The organism is Actinoplanes sp. NPDC021490 (genome assembly GCF_055562135.1).
The window spans coordinates 58,338-75,058 of record NZ_JBVHFW010000019.1 but is presented as its reverse complement, the minus strand read 5'-3'; the positions used below and the strand labels follow the sequence as shown (position 1 = coordinate 75,058).

15 protein-coding genes and 1 pseudogene are annotated in these 16,721 nt (G+C 71.3%); 11 read left to right on the top strand and 5 right to left on the bottom strand.

All coding sequences use genetic code 11. The features are described from left to right. The first annotated feature begins 1 nt into the window (after nt 1). Nucleotides 2-1,000 carry an aldo/keto reductase family protein gene (locus ACZ3I4_RS37830; protein WP_465386921.1) on the top strand — a complete coding sequence of 333 codons (999 nt, stop codon included), beginning with the start codon at nt 2-4 and terminating at the stop codon, nt 998-1,000. Between the two features lie 30 nt (nt 1,001-1,030). Here ACZ3I4_RS37830 and ACZ3I4_RS37825 read toward each other — a convergent pair whose 3' ends face one another. Both ACZ3I4_RS37825 and ACZ3I4_RS37820 read right to left on the bottom strand, forming a co-directional pair. Continuing rightward, nucleotides 1,031-1,858, bottom strand: coding sequence for a site-2 protease family protein (locus tag ACZ3I4_RS37825; protein WP_465386920.1), 828 nt, complete (start codon nt 1,856-1,858; stop codon nt 1,031-1,033). 10 nt (nt 1,859-1,868) lie between these two features. After that, nucleotides 1,869-2,066, bottom strand: coding sequence for a hypothetical protein (locus ACZ3I4_RS37820; protein WP_465386919.1), 198 nt, complete (start codon nt 2,064-2,066; stop codon nt 1,869-1,871). 81 nt (nt 2,067-2,147) lie between these two features. Between ACZ3I4_RS37820 and cobU the strand changes: the two genes are divergently transcribed. Together cobU and cobS are read left to right on the top strand one after the other, a co-directional pair. Next, nucleotides 2,148-3,989, top strand: a complete 1,842-nt coding sequence (gene cobU, locus ACZ3I4_RS37815; RefSeq protein WP_465386918.1) for a bifunctional adenosylcobinamide kinase/adenosylcobinamide-phosphate guanylyltransferase — start codon at nt 2,148-2,150, stop codon at nt 3,987-3,989. Further along, nucleotides 3,986-4,732, top strand: a complete 747-nt coding sequence (gene cobS / locus ACZ3I4_RS37810) for an adenosylcobinamide-GDP ribazoletransferase (protein ID WP_465386917.1) — start codon at nt 3,986-3,988, stop codon at nt 4,730-4,732. The genes cobU and cobS overlap by 4 nt, the downstream gene beginning before the upstream one ends. Here the strand turns inward: cobS and gcvT are convergent. Beyond that, nucleotides 4,729-5,811: a glycine cleavage system aminomethyltransferase GcvT gene (gene gcvT, locus ACZ3I4_RS37805; protein WP_465386916.1), complete on the bottom strand. Its 1,083-nt coding sequence runs from the start codon at nt 5,809-5,811 to the stop codon at nt 4,729-4,731. The genes cobS and gcvT overlap by 4 nt on opposite strands. A 139-nt stretch (nt 5,812-5,950) precedes the next feature. Between gcvT and ACZ3I4_RS37800 the strand changes: the two genes are divergently transcribed. Beyond that, nucleotides 5,951-7,486, top strand: a complete 1,536-nt coding sequence (locus tag ACZ3I4_RS37800; protein ID WP_465386915.1) for a leucyl aminopeptidase — start codon at nt 5,951-5,953, stop codon at nt 7,484-7,486. Between the two features lie 37 nt (nt 7,487-7,523). On the opposite strand, the gene ACZ3I4_RS37795 is transcribed toward ACZ3I4_RS37800, so the two are convergent. Further along, nucleotides 7,524-7,853 (bottom strand): hypothetical protein, encoded by a 330-nt coding sequence (locus tag ACZ3I4_RS37795; protein ID WP_465386914.1) that lies wholly within the window; start codon nt 7,851-7,853, stop codon nt 7,524-7,526. 164 nt (nt 7,854-8,017) lie between these two features. Between ACZ3I4_RS37795 and lpdA the strand changes: the two genes are divergently transcribed. The 6 genes from lpdA (at nt 8,018) to ACZ3I4_RS37765 (ending at nt 15,005) form a co-directional block, all read left to right on the top strand. Beyond that, on the top strand, nt 8,018-9,406 hold the full coding sequence (lpdA, locus tag ACZ3I4_RS37790) for a dihydrolipoyl dehydrogenase (protein WP_465386913.1): 1,389 nt from the start codon (nt 8,018-8,020) through the stop codon (nt 9,404-9,406). A gap of 36 nt (nt 9,407-9,442) precedes the next feature. Next, complete coding sequence (gene sucB, locus ACZ3I4_RS37785) at nt 9,443-11,305, top strand: 2-oxoglutarate dehydrogenase, E2 component, dihydrolipoamide succinyltransferase (RefSeq protein ID WP_465386912.1); 1,863 nt, start codon at nt 9,443-9,445, stop codon at nt 11,303-11,305. Nucleotides 11,306-11,392: 87 nt separating this feature from the next. Continuing rightward, nucleotides 11,393-12,301: a TIGR01777 family oxidoreductase gene (locus ACZ3I4_RS37780; RefSeq protein WP_465386911.1), complete on the top strand. Its 909-nt coding sequence runs from the start codon at nt 11,393-11,395 to the stop codon at nt 12,299-12,301. A 31-nt stretch (nt 12,302-12,332) separates the two neighbouring features. After that, nucleotides 12,333-14,183, top strand: coding sequence for a DUF6311 domain-containing protein (locus tag ACZ3I4_RS37775; RefSeq protein WP_465386910.1), 1,851 nt, complete (start codon nt 12,333-12,335; stop codon nt 14,181-14,183). A 22-nt stretch (nt 14,184-14,205) separates the two neighbouring features. Beyond that, nucleotides 14,206-14,841, top strand: a complete 636-nt coding sequence (lipB, locus tag ACZ3I4_RS37770; protein ID WP_465386909.1) for a lipoyl(octanoyl) transferase LipB — start codon at nt 14,206-14,208, stop codon at nt 14,839-14,841. Further along, entirely contained in the window at nt 14,841-15,005 is a 165-nt protein-coding gene (locus tag ACZ3I4_RS37765; RefSeq protein WP_465386908.1) for a DUF5808 domain-containing protein, read from the top strand. Before lipB ends, ACZ3I4_RS37765 begins: the two co-directional genes overlap by 1 nt. 58 nt (nt 15,006-15,063) lie before the next feature. On the opposite strand, the gene ACZ3I4_RS37760 is transcribed toward ACZ3I4_RS37765, so the two are convergent. Further along, nucleotides 15,064-16,215 carry a PQQ-binding-like beta-propeller repeat protein gene (locus ACZ3I4_RS37760; protein ID WP_465386907.1) on the bottom strand — a complete coding sequence of 384 codons (1,152 nt, stop codon included), beginning with the start codon at nt 16,213-16,215 and terminating at the stop codon, nt 15,064-15,066. A 207-nt stretch (nt 16,216-16,422) separates the two neighbouring features. Here ACZ3I4_RS37760 and ACZ3I4_RS37755 point away from each other — a divergent pair. Beyond that, nucleotides 16,423-16,626, top strand: a pseudogene (locus ACZ3I4_RS37755) (transposase family protein); the annotation flags it as partial. Between the last annotated feature and the right edge of the window lie 95 nt (nt 16,627-16,721).

Below are 16,721 nucleotides of genomic sequence, written 5' to 3'. Positions count from 1 at the left end.
CATGGAACATCGTCATCTCGGCCGCTCCGGCCTGCTGATCAGCGAGCTCGCCTACGGCAACTGGATCACCCACGGCTCCCAGGTGGAGGAGGATGCGGCCGCCGCGTGCGTCCGGGCCGCGCTCGACGTGGGCATCACCACCTTCGACACCGCGGACGCGTACGCCGGTGGCCGCGCCGAGGAGGTGCTGGGCCGGGCGCTGAAGGGCGAGCGCCGCGCCGGCCTGGAGATCTTCACCAAGGTGTTCTGGCCGACCGGGCCCGGCCCGAACGACCGAAGCCTGTCCCGCAAGCACATCATGGAGTCGATCGACGCGTCGCTGGGCCGGCTGCAGACCGACTACGTGGACCTCTACCAGGCCCACCGGTACGACTATTCGACCCCGCTCGAGGAGACCATGCAGGCGTTCGCCGACGTGGTGCGTTCGGGCAAGGCGCTCTACATCGGCGTCTCGGAGTGGACCGCCTCCGAGATCCGGGCGGGCTGGGAGATGGCCCAGGACCTGAAGATCCCGTTCGTCTCGAACCAGCCGCAGTATTCGGCGCTGTGGCGGGTCATCGAGGCCGAGGTGGTGCCCACGTCGATCGAGCTGGGTGTCGGCCAGGTGGTGTTCTCGCCGATCGCGCAGGGCGTGCTGACCGGCAAGTACAAGGTGGGCGAGCAGCCCCCGGCCGGGTCGCGGGCCACCGACGAGAAGTCGGGCGCCAACTTCATCTCCCGGTTCCTGCGCGACGACGTGCTGTCGGCGGTCGCGCAGCTGCAGCCCCTGGCCGACCAGGCGGGCCTGTCGATGGCTCAGCTGGCCGTGGCCTGGGTGCTGCAGAACGACAACGTCTCGGCCGCGATCATCGGCGCGTCCCGCCCCGAGCAGGTGCACGACAACGCGGTGGCCTCGGGCAAGAAGCTCGACGCCGACCTGATGAAGGCGATCGACGCCGCCCTCGACGCGGTCGTCGAGCGGGACCCCGCTAAGACGCAGAGCCCGGCTCGGCGTCCCTGAAGGAGCTGAACTGCCGCTTCTGGTCCGGCCCTAACTGCCGGACCAGAAGCGCATCAGCTCGAGGCCGACCTGGATCAGGACCTGGGAGAGGCCGAGCTTGTCGGTGATCCAGAAGACCAGGTCGTAGAAGTAGTCGCCGATGCGGGTCTGCCAGAGGAGCAGGAAGAGCAGGATGAACCCGTACGGGGCAAAAAGGTTCCACGCCCGCTGATAGGCCGGGCTCATCCACGGGGCCAGGATGCTGCCGCCGTCCAGGCCGGGAATCGGCAGCAGGTTGAGGATCGTCGCGGTGACCTGCAGGAAGGCCAGCGCGGCGAGCGCCGCCCAGAACTCCATGTGGTCGCCGGAGCCGCCCGCGACCAGTTGGCCGCCGACCACGTCGAGCGTGGGGCCGACACCGATCAGGAACGGGAACGCGGCGACCAGCGCCAGGATCACGTTGGTGAGCGGGCCGGCCGCGCTGATCAGCGAGTCCTTGAGGCGGCTGTTGATGAATCGGTGGTCGACCCAGACGGCGCCGCCGGGCAGGCCGATGCCGCCCAGGATCACCACGACCACGGGCAGCACGATCGACAGCAGCGGGCTCGTGTATTTCAGCGGGTTGAGCCGCAGGTAGCCGCGTTCGGCCACGGTGCGGTCGCCGGAGAAGAAGCCGATCAGCGCGTGCGCGTACTCGTGGAGGCACAGCGAGACCAGCCAGCCCGCCACGATGAACAGGAAGACGTCGACCCGGACGTTGCCGAAGCCCGTCCAGGTCATCCAGCCGCTGACCGCGAAGACGGCGACGATGCCCACGAAGACGGGGCTGGGCACGAAGGCGTTGCGGGGCGTCCGTGTGGAGACCGGCTCGTAAGTCACGACTGTGTGCTCACTCGGCCGGCAGCAGACTCATCCGGTAGTCGACCCGGTCGTCCTCGAGCAGCACGACTCCGGCGACTCCCTGCTCGGCCAGCTGCCGCCATTCCTGGCCGATCCACGACTCGGCGTCGGCCTGGCTGCTGAACGTCTCCTGCGGCCCGGCCACCGGCTGACCCTCGACGTTCTCGTACCGCCAACTCCACGGCATACGCCGCCCCCTCATGTTCTCGGTCGGTGCGCCTCCACCCTACGGCGTCCGCGTGTGCGGTCCGGCCTTAAGGTACGGGGCATGTCCGATGATCGGTGGCACACGGTCCTGGTGCTCGGCGGTATCCGTTCCGGCAAGTCCGCGTTCGCCGAGTCGCTGGTGGCCGGCGCTCCCTCGGTGCGCTACGTGGCGACGGCGACCGGTGGCGAGGACGACCCCGAATGGCTGGCCCGGATCGAGACCCATCAGCGCCGGCGGCCGCAGTCGTGGTCGACCGAGGAGACCGGCGCCGACCCGGCCCGGCTCACCGAGCTGCTGACCGAGGCCAAGCCCGACGAGACGCTGCTCGTCGACGATCTGGGCGGCTGGGTGGCGGCGCTGCTCGACCCGGCCCGCCAGCCCAACAACGACGAGGCCGACGTGGCGTCGCTGGCCGCGGCGGTGCGCGCGTGCACGGCCCGGGTGGTGCTGGTCAGCCCCGAGGTCGGTCTCGCCCTGGTGCCGACGACGCCGGTCGGCCGGGCCTTCACCGACGCCCTCGGCACGACCAATCAGGCCCTCGCCGACGCCTGCGACCGGGTCGCCCTGGTCGTGGCCGGCCGCGCGGTGTGGCTCAAGGAGCAGAGCGCGCCGGTGGAAGAGGCCATGCCGGAGGTGCCCGCGGCAAGCGAGCCCGATTTGGCCGGGGTCGCCGCACCGGAGGCGCATCTGGTCAGTCCCGTCGCTGACGAGACCCCTTCCCCCCGTACGCCGCACGTGCTCGACGAACCCACCATGATCCTCCCGCTCGTGGCGTCGAAGACGGTCATCGAGGCGGGCATGGAACTGCCCCTGCCGGACAGCGACGCCGGTCCGGACGCACGCGACCGTCTGGCCACGGTCGACTTCCCCGGCAGCGGGCTGGGCCGTCTGGTCGAGGCGGTCGAGTTCGCCGCGGCCACCCAGTCCACCGTGACCCCGCAGCCCTGGTCCGACGTCCGGGTTCTGCTGCTCTCGGGCCGGCACGCCGGTGGCGCCGCGGCCGGGGACGACGTCGAGGACGTGGAACGCCGGGTCACGCAGGTCGAGAACGGCGAGGGCGTGCTGAGCCGCCTGGCCGGTTCGGCCGGCGCCGACATCGCCGTGCTGCGCACCGGTGAGGCCGCGCCGATCGAGGACGGCCCGGCCGCCACCGACGAAGAGGTCGACCGCGCGCTGCTGCAGGGCTGGCACCTGGCCGACGCGGCCGCCGAGGCCGGCAAGGATCTGCTCGTGCTGGCCTCGATCGGCGTGGGCACCGACGCGGTCGCCGCGGCCGTCTCCGTCGCCACCACCGGCGCCGAGGCCGTCGCCGTGCTGCCCCGGGTGCTGCTGCCGGGCGGGGTCTTCGACGACGAGTCCTGGATGCTGCGCTGCGCCGCCGTGCGGGACGCGCTGCACCGCATCCGCCGGGAGCCGCGCGGCGCCAAGGACATCCTGCGCGAGCTCGGCGGTCAAGATCTGGCCGTGGCCACGGGCGCGCTGCTGGGTGCGGCCGCCCGCCGGCTTCCGGTCGTGCTCGACGGGCCGGTCGGGATCGCGGCCGGCCTGGTCGCCCGCGACCTGGCCAGTCAGACCCGGCACTGGTCGATGCTCGTCGACGCGGGCGACCTCGAGCTGGTGCGTCAGGGCGGGGACGTGCTCGGGCTGAACCCCGTACTGGACCTGGGTCTCGGTCTGGGTGAAGGGGCCAACGCGCTGGCCGCTCTGCCGCTGCTGAGGACGGCCGTGGGGCTCGCGTCGGCGGTCGGCGTGCACCCGGCGATGTCGGCGCCGGACGAGAACGCCGACGACGACGCGCAGTTCATCGACCCGGAGCCGGACGGGGACGCGGACGACGACGACGCGCGGTTCATCGAGCCGGAGCCGGACGGCCCGGGACCGGCCACCACGTCGGCGGAGTGAGCCTGACGGACGGCCTGCGGCTCTCGGTCACCACGCTGACGGTCCTGCCGGTTCGCGCCGGGCGGGTCGACCGGGCGTCGGCCGCGGTGGCGATGAGCGTGGCGCCGGCCGTGGGCGCACTGCTCGGCGCGATATCGGCCGGGATCCTGTGGCTGCTGCGGGAGGCACACGCCCCCGCGCTGGTCGCCGCCGCGGTCACGGTCGCCGCGGCCACCCTGCTGACCCGCGGCATGCATCTGGACGGGCTGGCCGACACGGTCGACGCGCTCGGCTCGTACCGCCGGGGCGAAGCCGCCCTCGCCATCATGAAGAAGCCGGACATCGGCCCGTTCGGGGTGGCCGCGGTCGCTCTCACGCTGCTGATCCAGGCGTCGGCGCTGACGGCGCTCCCGTGGGAGGCTGTGATCGTCGCGTTCGCGGCGGGCCGGACCGCCATCCCGATCGCCTGCCGCCGGGGGGTGCCCGCGGCCCGTCCCGAGGGTCTGGGCGCGCTGGTGGCGGGCACGGTGCCGCTGCCGGTGGTGCTGGTGGGGGCCGCGCTGGTGATCGCGGCCGGGGCGGCGGCAACGCCGGATCGGCTGTGGCTGGGGCCGGTCGCCGTCGCCGTCTCACTGCTGGCGGTGCTTGTGCTGCTGCGCCACGCCGTACGCCGTTTCGGCGGCATCACCGGCGACGTGCTGGGCGCCAAGGTGGAGGTCGCCACCACCCTCGTGCTGATCGGCCTGACGCTCCACCAGCGCTAGCGGACCGACGGCTGGACGAACGGGGGCTTCACGACGCGGGCCTCGGTGCGGCGGCCCCGGATGTCGATCTCGACCAGGTCGCCGTCGTTGATGCCGGCCGCCGTGTCGATCAGGGCCAGCGCGATGCCGATCTTGCGGGTGGGTGAGAACGTCCCGCTCGTCGTCTCCCCGATCGGCTGCTCTCCGGCGTACACGGGCATGTGGCCTCTCGGAATGCCCCGCCCGGTCAGCTCGAGCCCGCGCAGGGTGCGACGCGGACCGGCGGCTTTCTCGGCGACCAGCGCGTCGCGGCCCCAGAACGCCGGCTTGCCCCAGCCGACGGCCCAGCCCGAGCGCGCCTGCACCGGCGTGATGTCGAGCGACAGGTCCTGGCCGTGCAGCGGATAGCCCATCTCGGTGCGCAGCGTGTCGCGGGCGCCCAGGCCGCACGGGCGCACCCCGGCGCCGATCAGCGAATCCCACACCTCGGCCGCGGCGGACCAGGGCACCACCAGTTCGTAGCCGTGTTCGCCGGTGTAGCCGGTGCGGCACACGATCAGCTCACCGGCGACGACGAACGACATGTATTCGCCGGGGGTGGGCAATCCGAGCTTGGCCAGCGCCTCGGCCGACTCGGGTCCCTGCACGGCGAGCACCGCGAAGGACTTGTGCTCGCCGGTGACGGTGACGCCTTCGGGAGCGGCGGCTTCCAAAAGGCGTACGACGGAAGCGGTGTTGGCGGCGTTGGGGATCAGGAAGACCTCGTCGTCGGAGATCAGGTAGGCGATCAGGTCGTCGACCACGCCACCGTTCTCGTCGCAGCACAGGGTGTATTGAGCCTTGCCCGGCGCTATCCGGCCCAGGTCGTTGGTCAGGCAGGCGTTGACGAAGGCGGCCGCGCCTTTCCCCCGTACGCGGGCCTTGCCGAGATGCGACACGTCGAACACCCCGGACGCCTCGCGCACCGCCGTGTGCTCCTTGATGACGCCGCCTCCCGCGTACTCCAGTGGCATCTCCCAGCCCCCGAAAGCGGCGAACTTCGCACCGAGGGCGACATGCCGCTCGTGCAGCGGTGAACGAGAAAGGGCGTCGGCAGACATGAGAGTCAACTTACCCGTGACCTTGCCCTTGGTTAGAGTCGCGGGGACACCCCACCTCCGGCGTCAGTCCGCCGGGGAACCACCGACCAGCCGGCGTGGCCCATGAGGCGCCCGGCCCCGAAGTCCGCGGAGAGCCCGAGTGAGCCAGCCCAGCCTCAGCCTGGTCGACACCGACCCGGCCGAATTGGCCGTCGATGCCATCGTCATCGGCCTGCACAGTCAGCCCGACGAGGGTGGCGCCCTGCTGCCGGCCGCCGGCGCCGAGAGCATCGCCGCCGCGTTCGACGGCAAGCTGACCTCGACGCTGGCGCTGCTCGGCGCGAGTGGCGCGCCGGGAGAGGTGACCAAGCTGGCCACCCTCGGCACGATCTCCGCGCCGTTGGTGGTGGCGGTCGGCCTCGGCGACGAGCCGTCCGGGTCGGCGCCCGCGCTCGAGACCCTGCGCCGGGGCACCGGCGCCGCGGTGCGCGCACTCGCCGGCAGCGCCACCGTCGCGCTCGCCCTGCCGTTGCCCGACGACGAGGACGCGCCGTCGGTGCTGCGCGCGATTCTCGAGGGCGCGATGCTGGGGTCGTACAAGTTCGCCGGTTACAAGACCAAGCCGCAGCCCAATCGCCGCGACCCGGTTTCGGCGCTGCAGGTGCACGTGCCGGACGCGGGCGACGCGGCGGCCGCGGCCGAGGTGACCCGGGCCGAGGCCGTGTCGCGCGCGGTCCGCCTGACCCGCGACTGGGTCAACACCCCGCCCAACTCGCTGCGCCCGCCGCAGTTCGCCGACGCCGTGGTGGCCGCGGCCGAGGGCACCGGTCTCGAGGTCGAGGTGCTCGACTTCGACGAGCTCAAGGCGGGCGGCTACGGCGGCATCGTGGCCGTGGGGCAGGGCTCCGAGGCCCCGCCGCGGCTGGTCAAGCTGACCTACACGCCCGAGGGCGTCGAGTCGCCCAAGCGGGTCGCGCTGGTCGGCAAGGGCATCACCTTCGACACCGGCGGCATCAGCATCAAGCCGGCCGCGGGCATGTGGGAGATGAAGTCCGACATGGCCGGTGCGGCCGCGGTCGGCGCGACCATGCTGGCCGTCGCCGCGCTCAAGCCCAAGGTCGCGGTGAGTGCCTACCTGGCGATGGCGGAGAACATGCCTTCCGGTACGGCGTACCGGCCGGGCGATGTCATCACGATGTTCAACGGCAAGCGGGTCGAGGTGTTCAACACCGACGCCGAGGGCCGGATGGTGCTGGGTGACGCGATCGCCCGCGCCTGCGCCGACGGCACCGACTACGTGTTCGAGGCCTCGACGCTGACCGGCGGCCAGGTCATCGCGCTGGGCAAGCGCATCGCGGGCCTGATGGGCTCGGACGAGGCGACCGAGCTGGTGCGCGAGGCGGGCGACGAGGTCGGCGAGCCGGCCTGGCGGATGCCGCTGCCCGAAGAGGTGCGCAAGGGCATGGAGTCCGACATCGCCGACATCTGCCAGACGAACGCGAACCTGGACCGGGCCGGGCACATGCTGCAGGGCGGCGTGTTCCTGCGCGAGTTCGTGGCCGACGGCGTCGAGTGGGCGCACATCGACATCGCCGGTCCGAGCTACCACACGGGCGAGGCCACCGGTTACTGGACCAAGGGCGGCACGGGCGTTCCGATTCGTACGCTGCTGTCGGTTATTGACCGTTTGGGGTGATTATCACGGTTCCGGGCGCACGTCGTCCGGAACCGTGTCAGTTTTCCTGGGCGGGCCGTCGCTTCTGGCGCTCGTTGTAATCGCGCATCCGCTGCGGATAGCCCATGAGCCGCACGTCATAGATGGGAACGCTCAGCTGATGAGCCCACCGCCGGGCGATTTCGGGAGTCTCGGTGCGCCGGCGCGTCCACTCACCGTCGTGTGCCACGAGCAACACCGTGGTCTCGGTCACGTTGGTGCGCGGCTCGATGAATGCCTCGACGCCTCGACGGGTGCGCACGAACTCGGCGAGATGCTCGAGATCGGCACGGTCCACCGCCCGGCCGGCCGCAGCACGCGGCTCCTGGCGACGCCGAAACCAGGCCACCGCGCGCTCCTCACGTTCGATTGCGGCAAGAGTACGTCCAGCGCGCTCGCCGTGGGGAACCTGACTGCATCCACGCGATCGTCAAGTGACAAGATGGCCTGGACATACTGTGACCGTTTCCATTGTGTGACCCGCATGGCAACGACGCGAACACTGGAGTCAACGTGAGCCAGCCGAACGGCGGAACCTTCGACATCGTCATCCTCGGCGCCGGCAGCGGCGGCTACGCGGCCGCCCTGCGCGCGGCCGAGCTCAATCTCTCCGTCGCACTGATCGACAAGGCCGAGCTGGGCGGCACCTGCCTGCACCGCGGCTGCATCCCGACGAAGGCGCTGCTGCACGCGGCCGAGATCGCCGACCAGACCCGCGAGAGCGAGCAGTTCGGCGTGAAGGCCGACCTGGTCGGCATCGACATGGCCGGCGTCAACGCGTACAAGGACGGCGTGGTCGCGCGCCTCTACAAGGGCCTGCAGGGCCTGCTCAAGCAGGACAAGATCACGGTGGTGCAGGGCGCCGGCAAGCTCGTCGCCAAGGACACCGTCGAGGTCGACGGCCAGCGCTACACCGGCCGCAACGTGATCCTGGCGACCGGCTCCTACTCGCGTTCGCTGCCCGGCCTCGAGGTCGACGGCACGCGTGTCATCGCCAGTGAGCACGCCCTCAAGCTCGACCGCGTGCCGTCCTCCGCGATCGTGCTCGGCGGCGGCGTCATCGGCGTCGAGTTCGCCAGCGTGTGGAAGTCCTTCGGCGCCGACGTCACCATCCTCGAGGCCCTCCCCCGCCTGGTCGCGGCCGAAGACGAGGAGATCTCCAAGACGGTCGAGCGCGCCTTCCGCAAGCGCAAGATCAACTTCAAGGTCGGCAAGCCGTTCGAGAAGGTCGAGCACACCGACAGCGGCGTGCGCGCGACGATCGCCGGTGGCGAGACCGTCGAGGCCGAGGTGCTGCTGGTCGCGGTCGGCCGCGGCCCGACGACGGCCAACCTGGGTTACGAGCAGCAGGGCATCACGCTCGACCGGGGCTTCGTGATCACCAACGAGCGCCTGCACACCGGCGTCGGCAACATCTACGCCGTGGGCGACATCGTGCCCGGCCTGCAGCTCGCGCACCGCGGCTTCCAGCAGGGCATCTTCGTGGCCGAGGAGATCGCGGGCATGAAGCCGGCCCCGATCGACGAGGCGGGCATCCCGCGGGTCACCTACTCCGACCCCGAGATCGCCTCGGTCGGCCTGACCGAGACCAAGGCCAAGGAGCAGTACGGCGCGGACAAGGTCTCGACGTACAACTACAACCTCGGTGGCAACGGCAAGAGCCAGATCCTCAAGACCGCCGGTTTCGTCAAGCTCGTACGCCTCAACGACGGCCCGGTCCTCGGTGTCCACATGGTCGGCGCGCGGATGGGCGAACTGGTCGGCGAGGCGCAGTTGATCTACAACTGGGAGGCGTTCCCGGAAGAGGTCGCCCAGCTCGTCCACGCCCACCCGACGCAGAACGAGGCGCTCGGCGAGGCGTTCCTGGCCCTGTCGGGCAAGCCCCTGCACGCACACAGCTGACCACGTGATCTACGAAGCGGTTAAGGAGTTCTGAGAATGCCGACATCGGTCACCATGCCGCGGCTGGGTGAGAGCGTCACCGAGGGCACCGTCACTCGCTGGCTGAAGCAGGAGGGCGAGCGGGTGGAGGCCGACGAGCCGCTGCTCGAGGTCTCCACCGACAAGGTCGACACCGAGATCCCCTCGCCGGCCGCGGGCGTGCTCGCCCGGATCGTCGTCGGCGAGGACGAGACGGCCGACGTCGGCAGTGAGCTCGCGGTCATCACGGGCGACGGCGAGGACGCCGGTGCCGCCTCTCCCGCTCCCGCCCAGGAGCAGGCCGACGAGCCGGAGCCCGAGCCGGCCGCGCTGAACACCCCCTCGACCGAGAAGCCGGTCGAGGAAGAGACCCCGGCCCCGCAGACCGCCGCTCCGAGCGGTGGCGGCGACGGCACCGCGGTGAAGATGCCCGCGCTGGGCGAGAGCGTCACCGAGGGCACGGTCACCCGCTGGCTCAAGGCGGTCGGCGACTCGGTCGAGGTCGACGAGCCGCTGCTCGAGGTCTCCACCGACAAGGTCGACACCGAGATCCCCTCGCCGGTCGCGGGCACGCTGCTCGAGATCAAGGTGCAGGAGGACGAGACCGCCGACGTCGGGGCCGACCTGGCGATCATCGGCGCCGAGGGTGCCGCGGCCCCCGCGCCCGCACCGCAGCAGGCTCCCGCGCCCAAGCAGGAGCAGGCGCCCGCCCCCAAGCAGGAGCAGGCGCCCGCGCCCAAGCCCGAGCCGCAGGAGCAGCCCAAGATCGAGTCGGCGCCCGCGCCCGACTTCGCCCCGTCCGGCAGTTCCTACGCCGACCCGGCCCCCGAGGCCGAGAACGCCAAGGACCCGGTGGCGGCCGAGGCCAAGGCCGAGCCGCCCGCGCCGTCGCAGCCCCGCACCGAGACCGCGAGCCCGAACGGCGCCGGCGACGCCGGTTACGTCACGCCGCTGGTGCGCAAGCTGGCCGCCGAGAAGGGCGTCGACTTGTCGACGCTGACCGGCACCGGCGTCGGCGGCCGCATCCGCAAGCAGGATGTGACCGACGCCGCCGACAAGGCCGCCGCGGCCAAGGCGGCCCCGGCTCCGTCGGCCGCTCCGGCCGCTCAGGCGCCCGCCGCCTCGGCTCCCAAGGCCAAGCCCGAGCCGAGCCCGCTGCGCGGCCGCACCGAGAAGCTGACCCGCACCCGCGCGACGATCGCCCGCCGCATGGTCGAGTCGCTGCAGATTTCGGCCCAGCTCACCACGGTCGTCGAGGTCGACGTCACCAAGATCGCCCAGCTGCGCAACAAGGCCAAGGCCGACTTCCTGGCCAAGAACGGCGTCAAGCTCAGCTTCCTGCCGTTCTTCGCCCTGGCCGCGGTCGAGGCGCTGCGTCAGCACCCGGTGGTCAACTCGTCGATCGACCAGGAGGCCGGCACGGTCACCTATCACGACGCCGAGCACCTGGGCATGGCCGTCGACACCCCGAAGGGCCTGATCGTTCCGGTGATCAAGGACGCCGGCGACCTCAACCTGGCCGGTCTGGCCAAGCGGATCGCCGATGTCGCCGACCGCACCCGCAACAACAAGATCGGCCCGGACGAGATCTCGGGCGGCACGTTCACGCTGACCAACACGGGCAGCCGGGGCGCGCTCTTCGACACGCCGATCATCAACCAGCCGCAGGTCGGCATCCTCGGCACCGGCGCCGTGGTCAAGCGGGCCGTCGTGATCGACGACCCCAACCTGGGCGAGATCATCGTGCCCCGCTCGATGGTCTACCTGGCCCTCAGCTACGACCACCGGATCGTCGACGGCGCCGACGCCGCCCGCTTCCTGGTCACGCTGAAAGACCGCCTCGAGGGCGGCCACTTCGAGGGTGACCTCGGCCTGGCGTAAGCGACAAGTCAGCGGCAGAGGGCGTCCGGGATCTCCCGGGCGCCCTCTTCGTTTTGAACGGGTTCACTTCGGGGCATGATGGGACCCATGCGGATCCTGATCTCCGGCGGCTCCGGCTTCCTCGGCGCACCCCTTGTCGAGCGCCTGCGAGCCGGTGGCCACGACGTGACCCGGCTGGTGCGCCGGCCCGCCCAGGCGCCCGACGAGGCCTCCTGGCAGCCCGCCCAGGGTCAGCTCGACCCCAGCCTGGTGGCGGCGGCCGACGTGGTGATCAACCTGTCCGGCGCCAACGTCGGCGGCAAGCGCTGGACGGCCCGCTACAAGAGCGAGCTGCGTTCGAGCCGGGTCGACACCACCGGCACGATCGCGCGGGCCATCAGCAAACTGCCCGAGGCCGACCGCCCCCGTACGCTGCTGCAGGCCTCGGCCGTCGGCTGGTACGGCGACACCGGCGACAACCCGGTCACCGAGGAGGCGCCGGCCGGAAGCACCTTCCTGGCCGACCTGTGCCGCGTCTGGGAGGCCGCCGCCCGGCCGGCCGAGGACGCCGGCGTCCGGGTCGTCCTGCTGCGCACCGGCATCGCCGTCGAAACGCTGGTCGAGCGGCTGCTGCCGGTGTTCAAGCTGGGCGGCGGGGCCAAGCTCGGCGGCGGCAAGCAGTGGATGCCGTGGGCCACCGCGCCCAACTGGCTCGCCGCGACCGAATTCCTGCTCGACCGCGAGGACATCGCCGGCCCGGTCAATATCGTCGGCCGCGAGCCGGCGACCAACGCCCAGTTCACCAAGGCGTTCGCCGACGCCGTGCACCGCCCGGCCCTGCTCAGCGTCCCCGGCCCGGCGCTGCACGTCGTGCTGGGCGAGCTGGCCGGCGAGTCGCTGCGCAGCACCCGGGTCGTCCCGGCGGTGCTGGAACGAGCCGGCTTCCGGTGGCCGCACCCGACCATCGAATCCGCGCTGCAGGCCGCCGTGGGTCAGGAAGCGGCAGCATCCCGTTGATCTGCGGCGCAGGCTTGCTAACCTGCGCCTGATGTCCGTCGCCGTTCCCACCACCACGTCCGCCGCCGATGAGCCGGCCCCGCCCGACGCGCCCGCGTCGACCCGGCGGTGGCGGTCGCATCTTCTCGTCGCGCTGGCCGCCCTTCTGCTCGCGGGCTACGTCGTCAGCCGGCTGTGGCAGGACCCGTTTCAGCACGCCGTCGCCGAGAACGTGGGCGATCAGGCGTTCTTCGAGTGGGTGCTGGCTTACGGCGTCCACCTGATCCAGCACGGCGGCGACCCGTTCTTCACCGACCTGCTCAACGTGCCCGACGGCGTCAACCTGGCCGCCAACACGTCGATCACGGTGTACTCGATCCTGTTCGCGCCGCTGACCATGCTGGCCGGGCCGCAGATCACGTTCCTGACGGTGCTCACGCTGAACCTGGCCGGCTCGGCTTTCGCGTGGTACCTGTTCCTGCAGCGCTGGATCACCGTCAACCGGGCCGCGGCCGCGGTGGCCGGCCTGTTCTGCGGGTTCGCGCCGGGCTTCATCGCGCACGCCAACGGCCACCTCAACTGGACGTCGGGCTGGGTCGCCCCGCTCGTGCTGTGGCGCCTGCTCAAGATGCGCGACACCGGCCGCTGGCTGCGCAACGGGCTGGCGCTGGGCGTGATGCTGGCAGTCGGCTTCTCGATCGCCGCCGAGGGCCTGTTCTTCACCGCGCTGGCGGGCGGGGTCTTCGTGATCGTGTGGGCGCTGTCCCCGCTCAACCGGGCCGAGGCCCGGGCGGCGCTGCCCCGGTTCCTGGCCGGGCTCGGTGTCACCGCCGTGGTGGCCGGCGCCCTGCTGGCGTACCCGCTCTACATGCACTTCGCGGGCCCGCAGACGTTCAAGGGCACGGGCTTCAACCAGCGCCACTACTCCGAGGACCTGATCTCGTACTTCTCGTTCGCCGACCGGTCGGTGGCCAGCTGGGCCGGGCTCAGCAACGAATTCGCGGCCAACCGCACCGAGGAGACGAGCTTCTTCGGCCTGCCCCTGATGCTGCTGATCGTCGTCTCGCTGATCATGCTCTACCGGCAGGCCGACGACCGGCGCCGCGCGACCCTGCGGGGCCTGATGATCGTGGGCGGCCTGTTCCTGCTGATCTCGCTCGGACCACGCCTGCGACTCGCCGGGCAGGAGACCGACCTTCCCCTCCTGTACGCCCTCCTGCAGCACGTTCCGCTGTTCGACGCGGCGCTGCCGGCCCGTTTCGCCCTGGTGCTGGTGGGCGTGTTCGGCGTGATCCTGGCCATGGCGTGCGAGCAGGCGTTCGGCGCGGCCCGGCCACAGCCCCTCTACTCGATGGCCCTGGTGGTCGCGCTCGTGCCGATCTTCCCGATCCCGCTCGAGTACCGGCATCGCGGGCCCGAGCCGCGGTTCATCGCCGACGGCACCTGGGAGAAGTACGTCCCGGACGGCGGGGTGATCAGCGCGCTGCCGTTCGCGATCAACGTGGCCGCCGACGGGCAGCGCTGGCAGGCGTACACGATGGCCCGCGGCGGCAAGGTGTTCCGCATTCCCGACGGCTACTTCCTCGGCCCCGACATCGACGGTCCCGAGGGCAAGGGCCGCATCGGCGCGGTCCCGCGGGCCACCGACTGGCTGTTCCTGCGGGCCGCCCTCTACGGCTACATCGCCGACCTGGACAACGCCGACCGGGCCACGGCTCGCGCCGACTTCCGGCGGTGGGGCGTCGAGGCGCTGTTCCTGCCCGACCAGATCACCGGTCCCGAGGGTCCGCTGTTCCGTTCGGCCCTCGAGATCACCGCGCGTGATCTGCTGGGCGAGCCCGAGCGGGTGGACGACGTCCTGGTGTGGCGCATCCGTCCCGGAGTGGATCCGGTCGACCGGTGAGTAGGGGGTTAACGTGGACTTCGTGACAACTTCCACGCTCACTGTCCTGCGGCCCGGCCTGGTCGACTATCGCGAGGCCTGGGACGAGCAGCGGCGCCTGCACGACGCCGTGGTGGACGGCACCCGGCCCGACACCGTGCTGCTGCTGGAGCACCCCAGCGTGCTCACGGCGGGCAAGCGCACCGAGCCCGCCGACCTGCCGATCGACGGCACCCCGGTCGTCGACGTCGACCGCGGCGGCAAGATCACGTGGCACGGTCCCGGCCAGCTCGTGGGCTATCCGATCCTCAAGCTGCCCGACCCGATCGACGTGGTGGCCTACGTGCGGCGCACCGAGCAGCTGCTGATCGACGTCTGCGCCGAGTTCGGCGTGACCGCGGCCCGCTCCGACATCAAGGGCCGCAGCGGCGCCTGGGTCCTGGCCGACGACCGCGGCCTCGACCGCAAGATCGCGGCGATCGGCATCCGGGTCGCGCGCGGCGTCACCCAGCACGGCTTCGCCATCAACTGCGACTGCGACCTGACCAACTTCGACCGCTTCACCCCGTGCGGCATCCGCGACGCGGGCGTGACCTCGCTGTCGGCCGAGCTGGGCCGCCCGGTCACGGTGGCCGAGGTGCTGCCGGTCGTCGAGAAGCACCTCACTACCCTGCTCTGATGGCTCTCTATCGGGACCCGCAGGACAAACGCGTCTTCGTCCCCAAACGCGGCGGCGGGGTGTCGCTGAACTTCGGCCACCCCATCGCCTGGGTGATCCTCGTCTGCACCACGATCATCCCGTTCGCGATCGTCATCGGCATGACCATCGCCGTGCTCTCCTGACCGGCCTCCCGCCCTTCGCTTGGCCGGTCAGCGGGGCACCCGCCCTTCGCTTGGCCGGTCAGCGGGGCACCCGCCACACCGTGACGGTCGCGTCGTAGCGCAGGCAGGCCAGCAGCTCACCGGCCGTCGAGCAGCCATCCGGCGTGACCCGCGGGATGACGCCCCGCACCCGCCCGTCGCCCGAGCCGACCAGCGTCGTGCGGTCCCCTTCGGGATAGAACAGCAGCCAGTCGATCGGCCGCCCCCGCCCGAACTCACGCTCGACCCGCCCGGTGGCCAGATCGACACGCGCCGACCGCCCGTCCTCGTCCGTCACCACGCCGGCCGGGGTGATCAGCCGCCACTTCGTGCTGTTCCAGCGAACCCGCCCGGTGGCCCGATCGAGAACGGTGAGCCCAGGAAAACCGATCGCGCAAAGCTGCCCACCACACTCGCCCACCGCGAACGGCGATTCGGTGGGCGTGACCCATTCACGCTTCAGCCCGTCGATCCGATACGACGCGATGTAGCTGCCGCCGAAAACGACCAGACTCTCCCCCACGATCTGCGCCGAGGCCCCCGGGGCAGCAAAATCCAGTTCCCCCCGTACGCCCAACGCACGCGACCCGGTCAGCACGCGCCCATCCTCGGCGGTGTAGACGGCAGCCCGCGCCCCATTGATCACCACCACGCGCTTGTCGTCGCCCGCGAACGCCGACGCCGGCCGCTTCCACAGCAACCGCCCGGTCCGCAGCTCCCGCATGCGCAGAACGCCGTCCTCCGGGCTCCACTCGGCCACCCGCCCGCCGATCAACTGGACCACGGGAAAGCCGTCCTGGCTCCACAGCACGGTGCCGGTGCGGGCATCGAGGAAGGTGGCCACCCCCGCATCGTTGGCGTCGACGACGAGCGTGTCCGGTCCGCCCGGAACCAGCCGCTGACCGGACGTGATCTGAGCACTCCAGGACGGGCAGCCCGCGCACAGCGGAGTGGCGTCGACCCGGCCGTCGGACCGGACCACATAGAGCGCCTCGGTGGTCAGCAGGTTGGCCGACAGCCCCTGGGCGTCCGCCTTGAGCACCTGACCAACGACCCCACCCCGTTGCGGCCCGGCCGCGCCCCCGAGCAGAAGCAAGGTCAGAAGGGCCACGGCGACCACCACATAGCGAACCGATCGCGTGGCCCTGACCCGCTCCGGCCGCTCAGGCACCACGTCCAGGTCGATCAGCACGGACGGCACTTTACGCCTCGGCCGAGATCGACAACCGCTTGTCCACAGGCCCCTCCCCCAGCCCGCTCACCTGTGGACAACCCGCCTCGTCCGCCTTGACAGGGTCTGTCAAGAAACGGCTCTGGCGCAGAAACGGTGGTCGGGACCACTGTCGTGTGTGGTTGGTTGCGCGCGGGATCATGACGCCCGTGTGACTTGATCAGAACGGTGTTTCCTGGCCTGTCTGCGCTGGTTATCGACCAGGTCCTGGATCTGGGAGCGACGGTGCGGATTGTGGCTCGGACCCCGATCGCGGCGGCTGCCTGCTCGGAATGTGGGCAGCTCAGCGAGCGGGTGCATGCCTATCACGAGCGTCGCCTGGCTGATCTTCCGATCGCTGGACGGGCAGTAACGGTTCAGGTCCGGGTTCGCCGCTTGTTCTGCGTGACGCTGTCATGCCCGCGGCGGACGTTCCGCGAGCAGGTGCCCGCGCTGACTCGGCGCTGGGCGCGGCGCACTCAGCAGTT

Coding starts and splice junctions, on each gene's coding strand:
- ACZ3I4_RS37830 (WP_465386921.1), top strand. CDS start 2: ATGGAACATCGTCATCTCGGCCGCTCCGGCCTGCTGATCAGCGAGCTC.
- ACZ3I4_RS37820 (WP_465386919.1), bottom strand. CDS start 2,066: ATGCCGTGGAGTTGGCGGTACGAGAACGTCGAGGGTCAGCCGGTGGCC.
- cobU (WP_465386918.1), top strand. CDS start 2,148: ATGTCCGATGATCGGTGGCACACGGTCCTGGTGCTCGGCGGTATCCGT.
- gcvT (WP_465386916.1), bottom strand. CDS start 5,811: ATGTCTGCCGACGCCCTTTCTCGTTCACCGCTGCACGAGCGGCATGTC.
- sucB (WP_465386912.1), top strand. CDS start 9,443: ATGCCGACATCGGTCACCATGCCGCGGCTGGGTGAGAGCGTCACCGAG.
- ACZ3I4_RS37780 (WP_465386911.1), top strand. CDS start 11,393: ATGCGGATCCTGATCTCCGGCGGCTCCGGCTTCCTCGGCGCACCCCTT.
- ACZ3I4_RS37775 (WP_465386910.1), top strand. CDS start 12,333: ATGTCCGTCGCCGTTCCCACCACCACGTCCGCCGCCGATGAGCCGGCC.
- ACZ3I4_RS37765 (WP_465386908.1), top strand. CDS start 14,841: ATGGCTCTCTATCGGGACCCGCAGGACAAACGCGTCTTCGTCCCCAAA.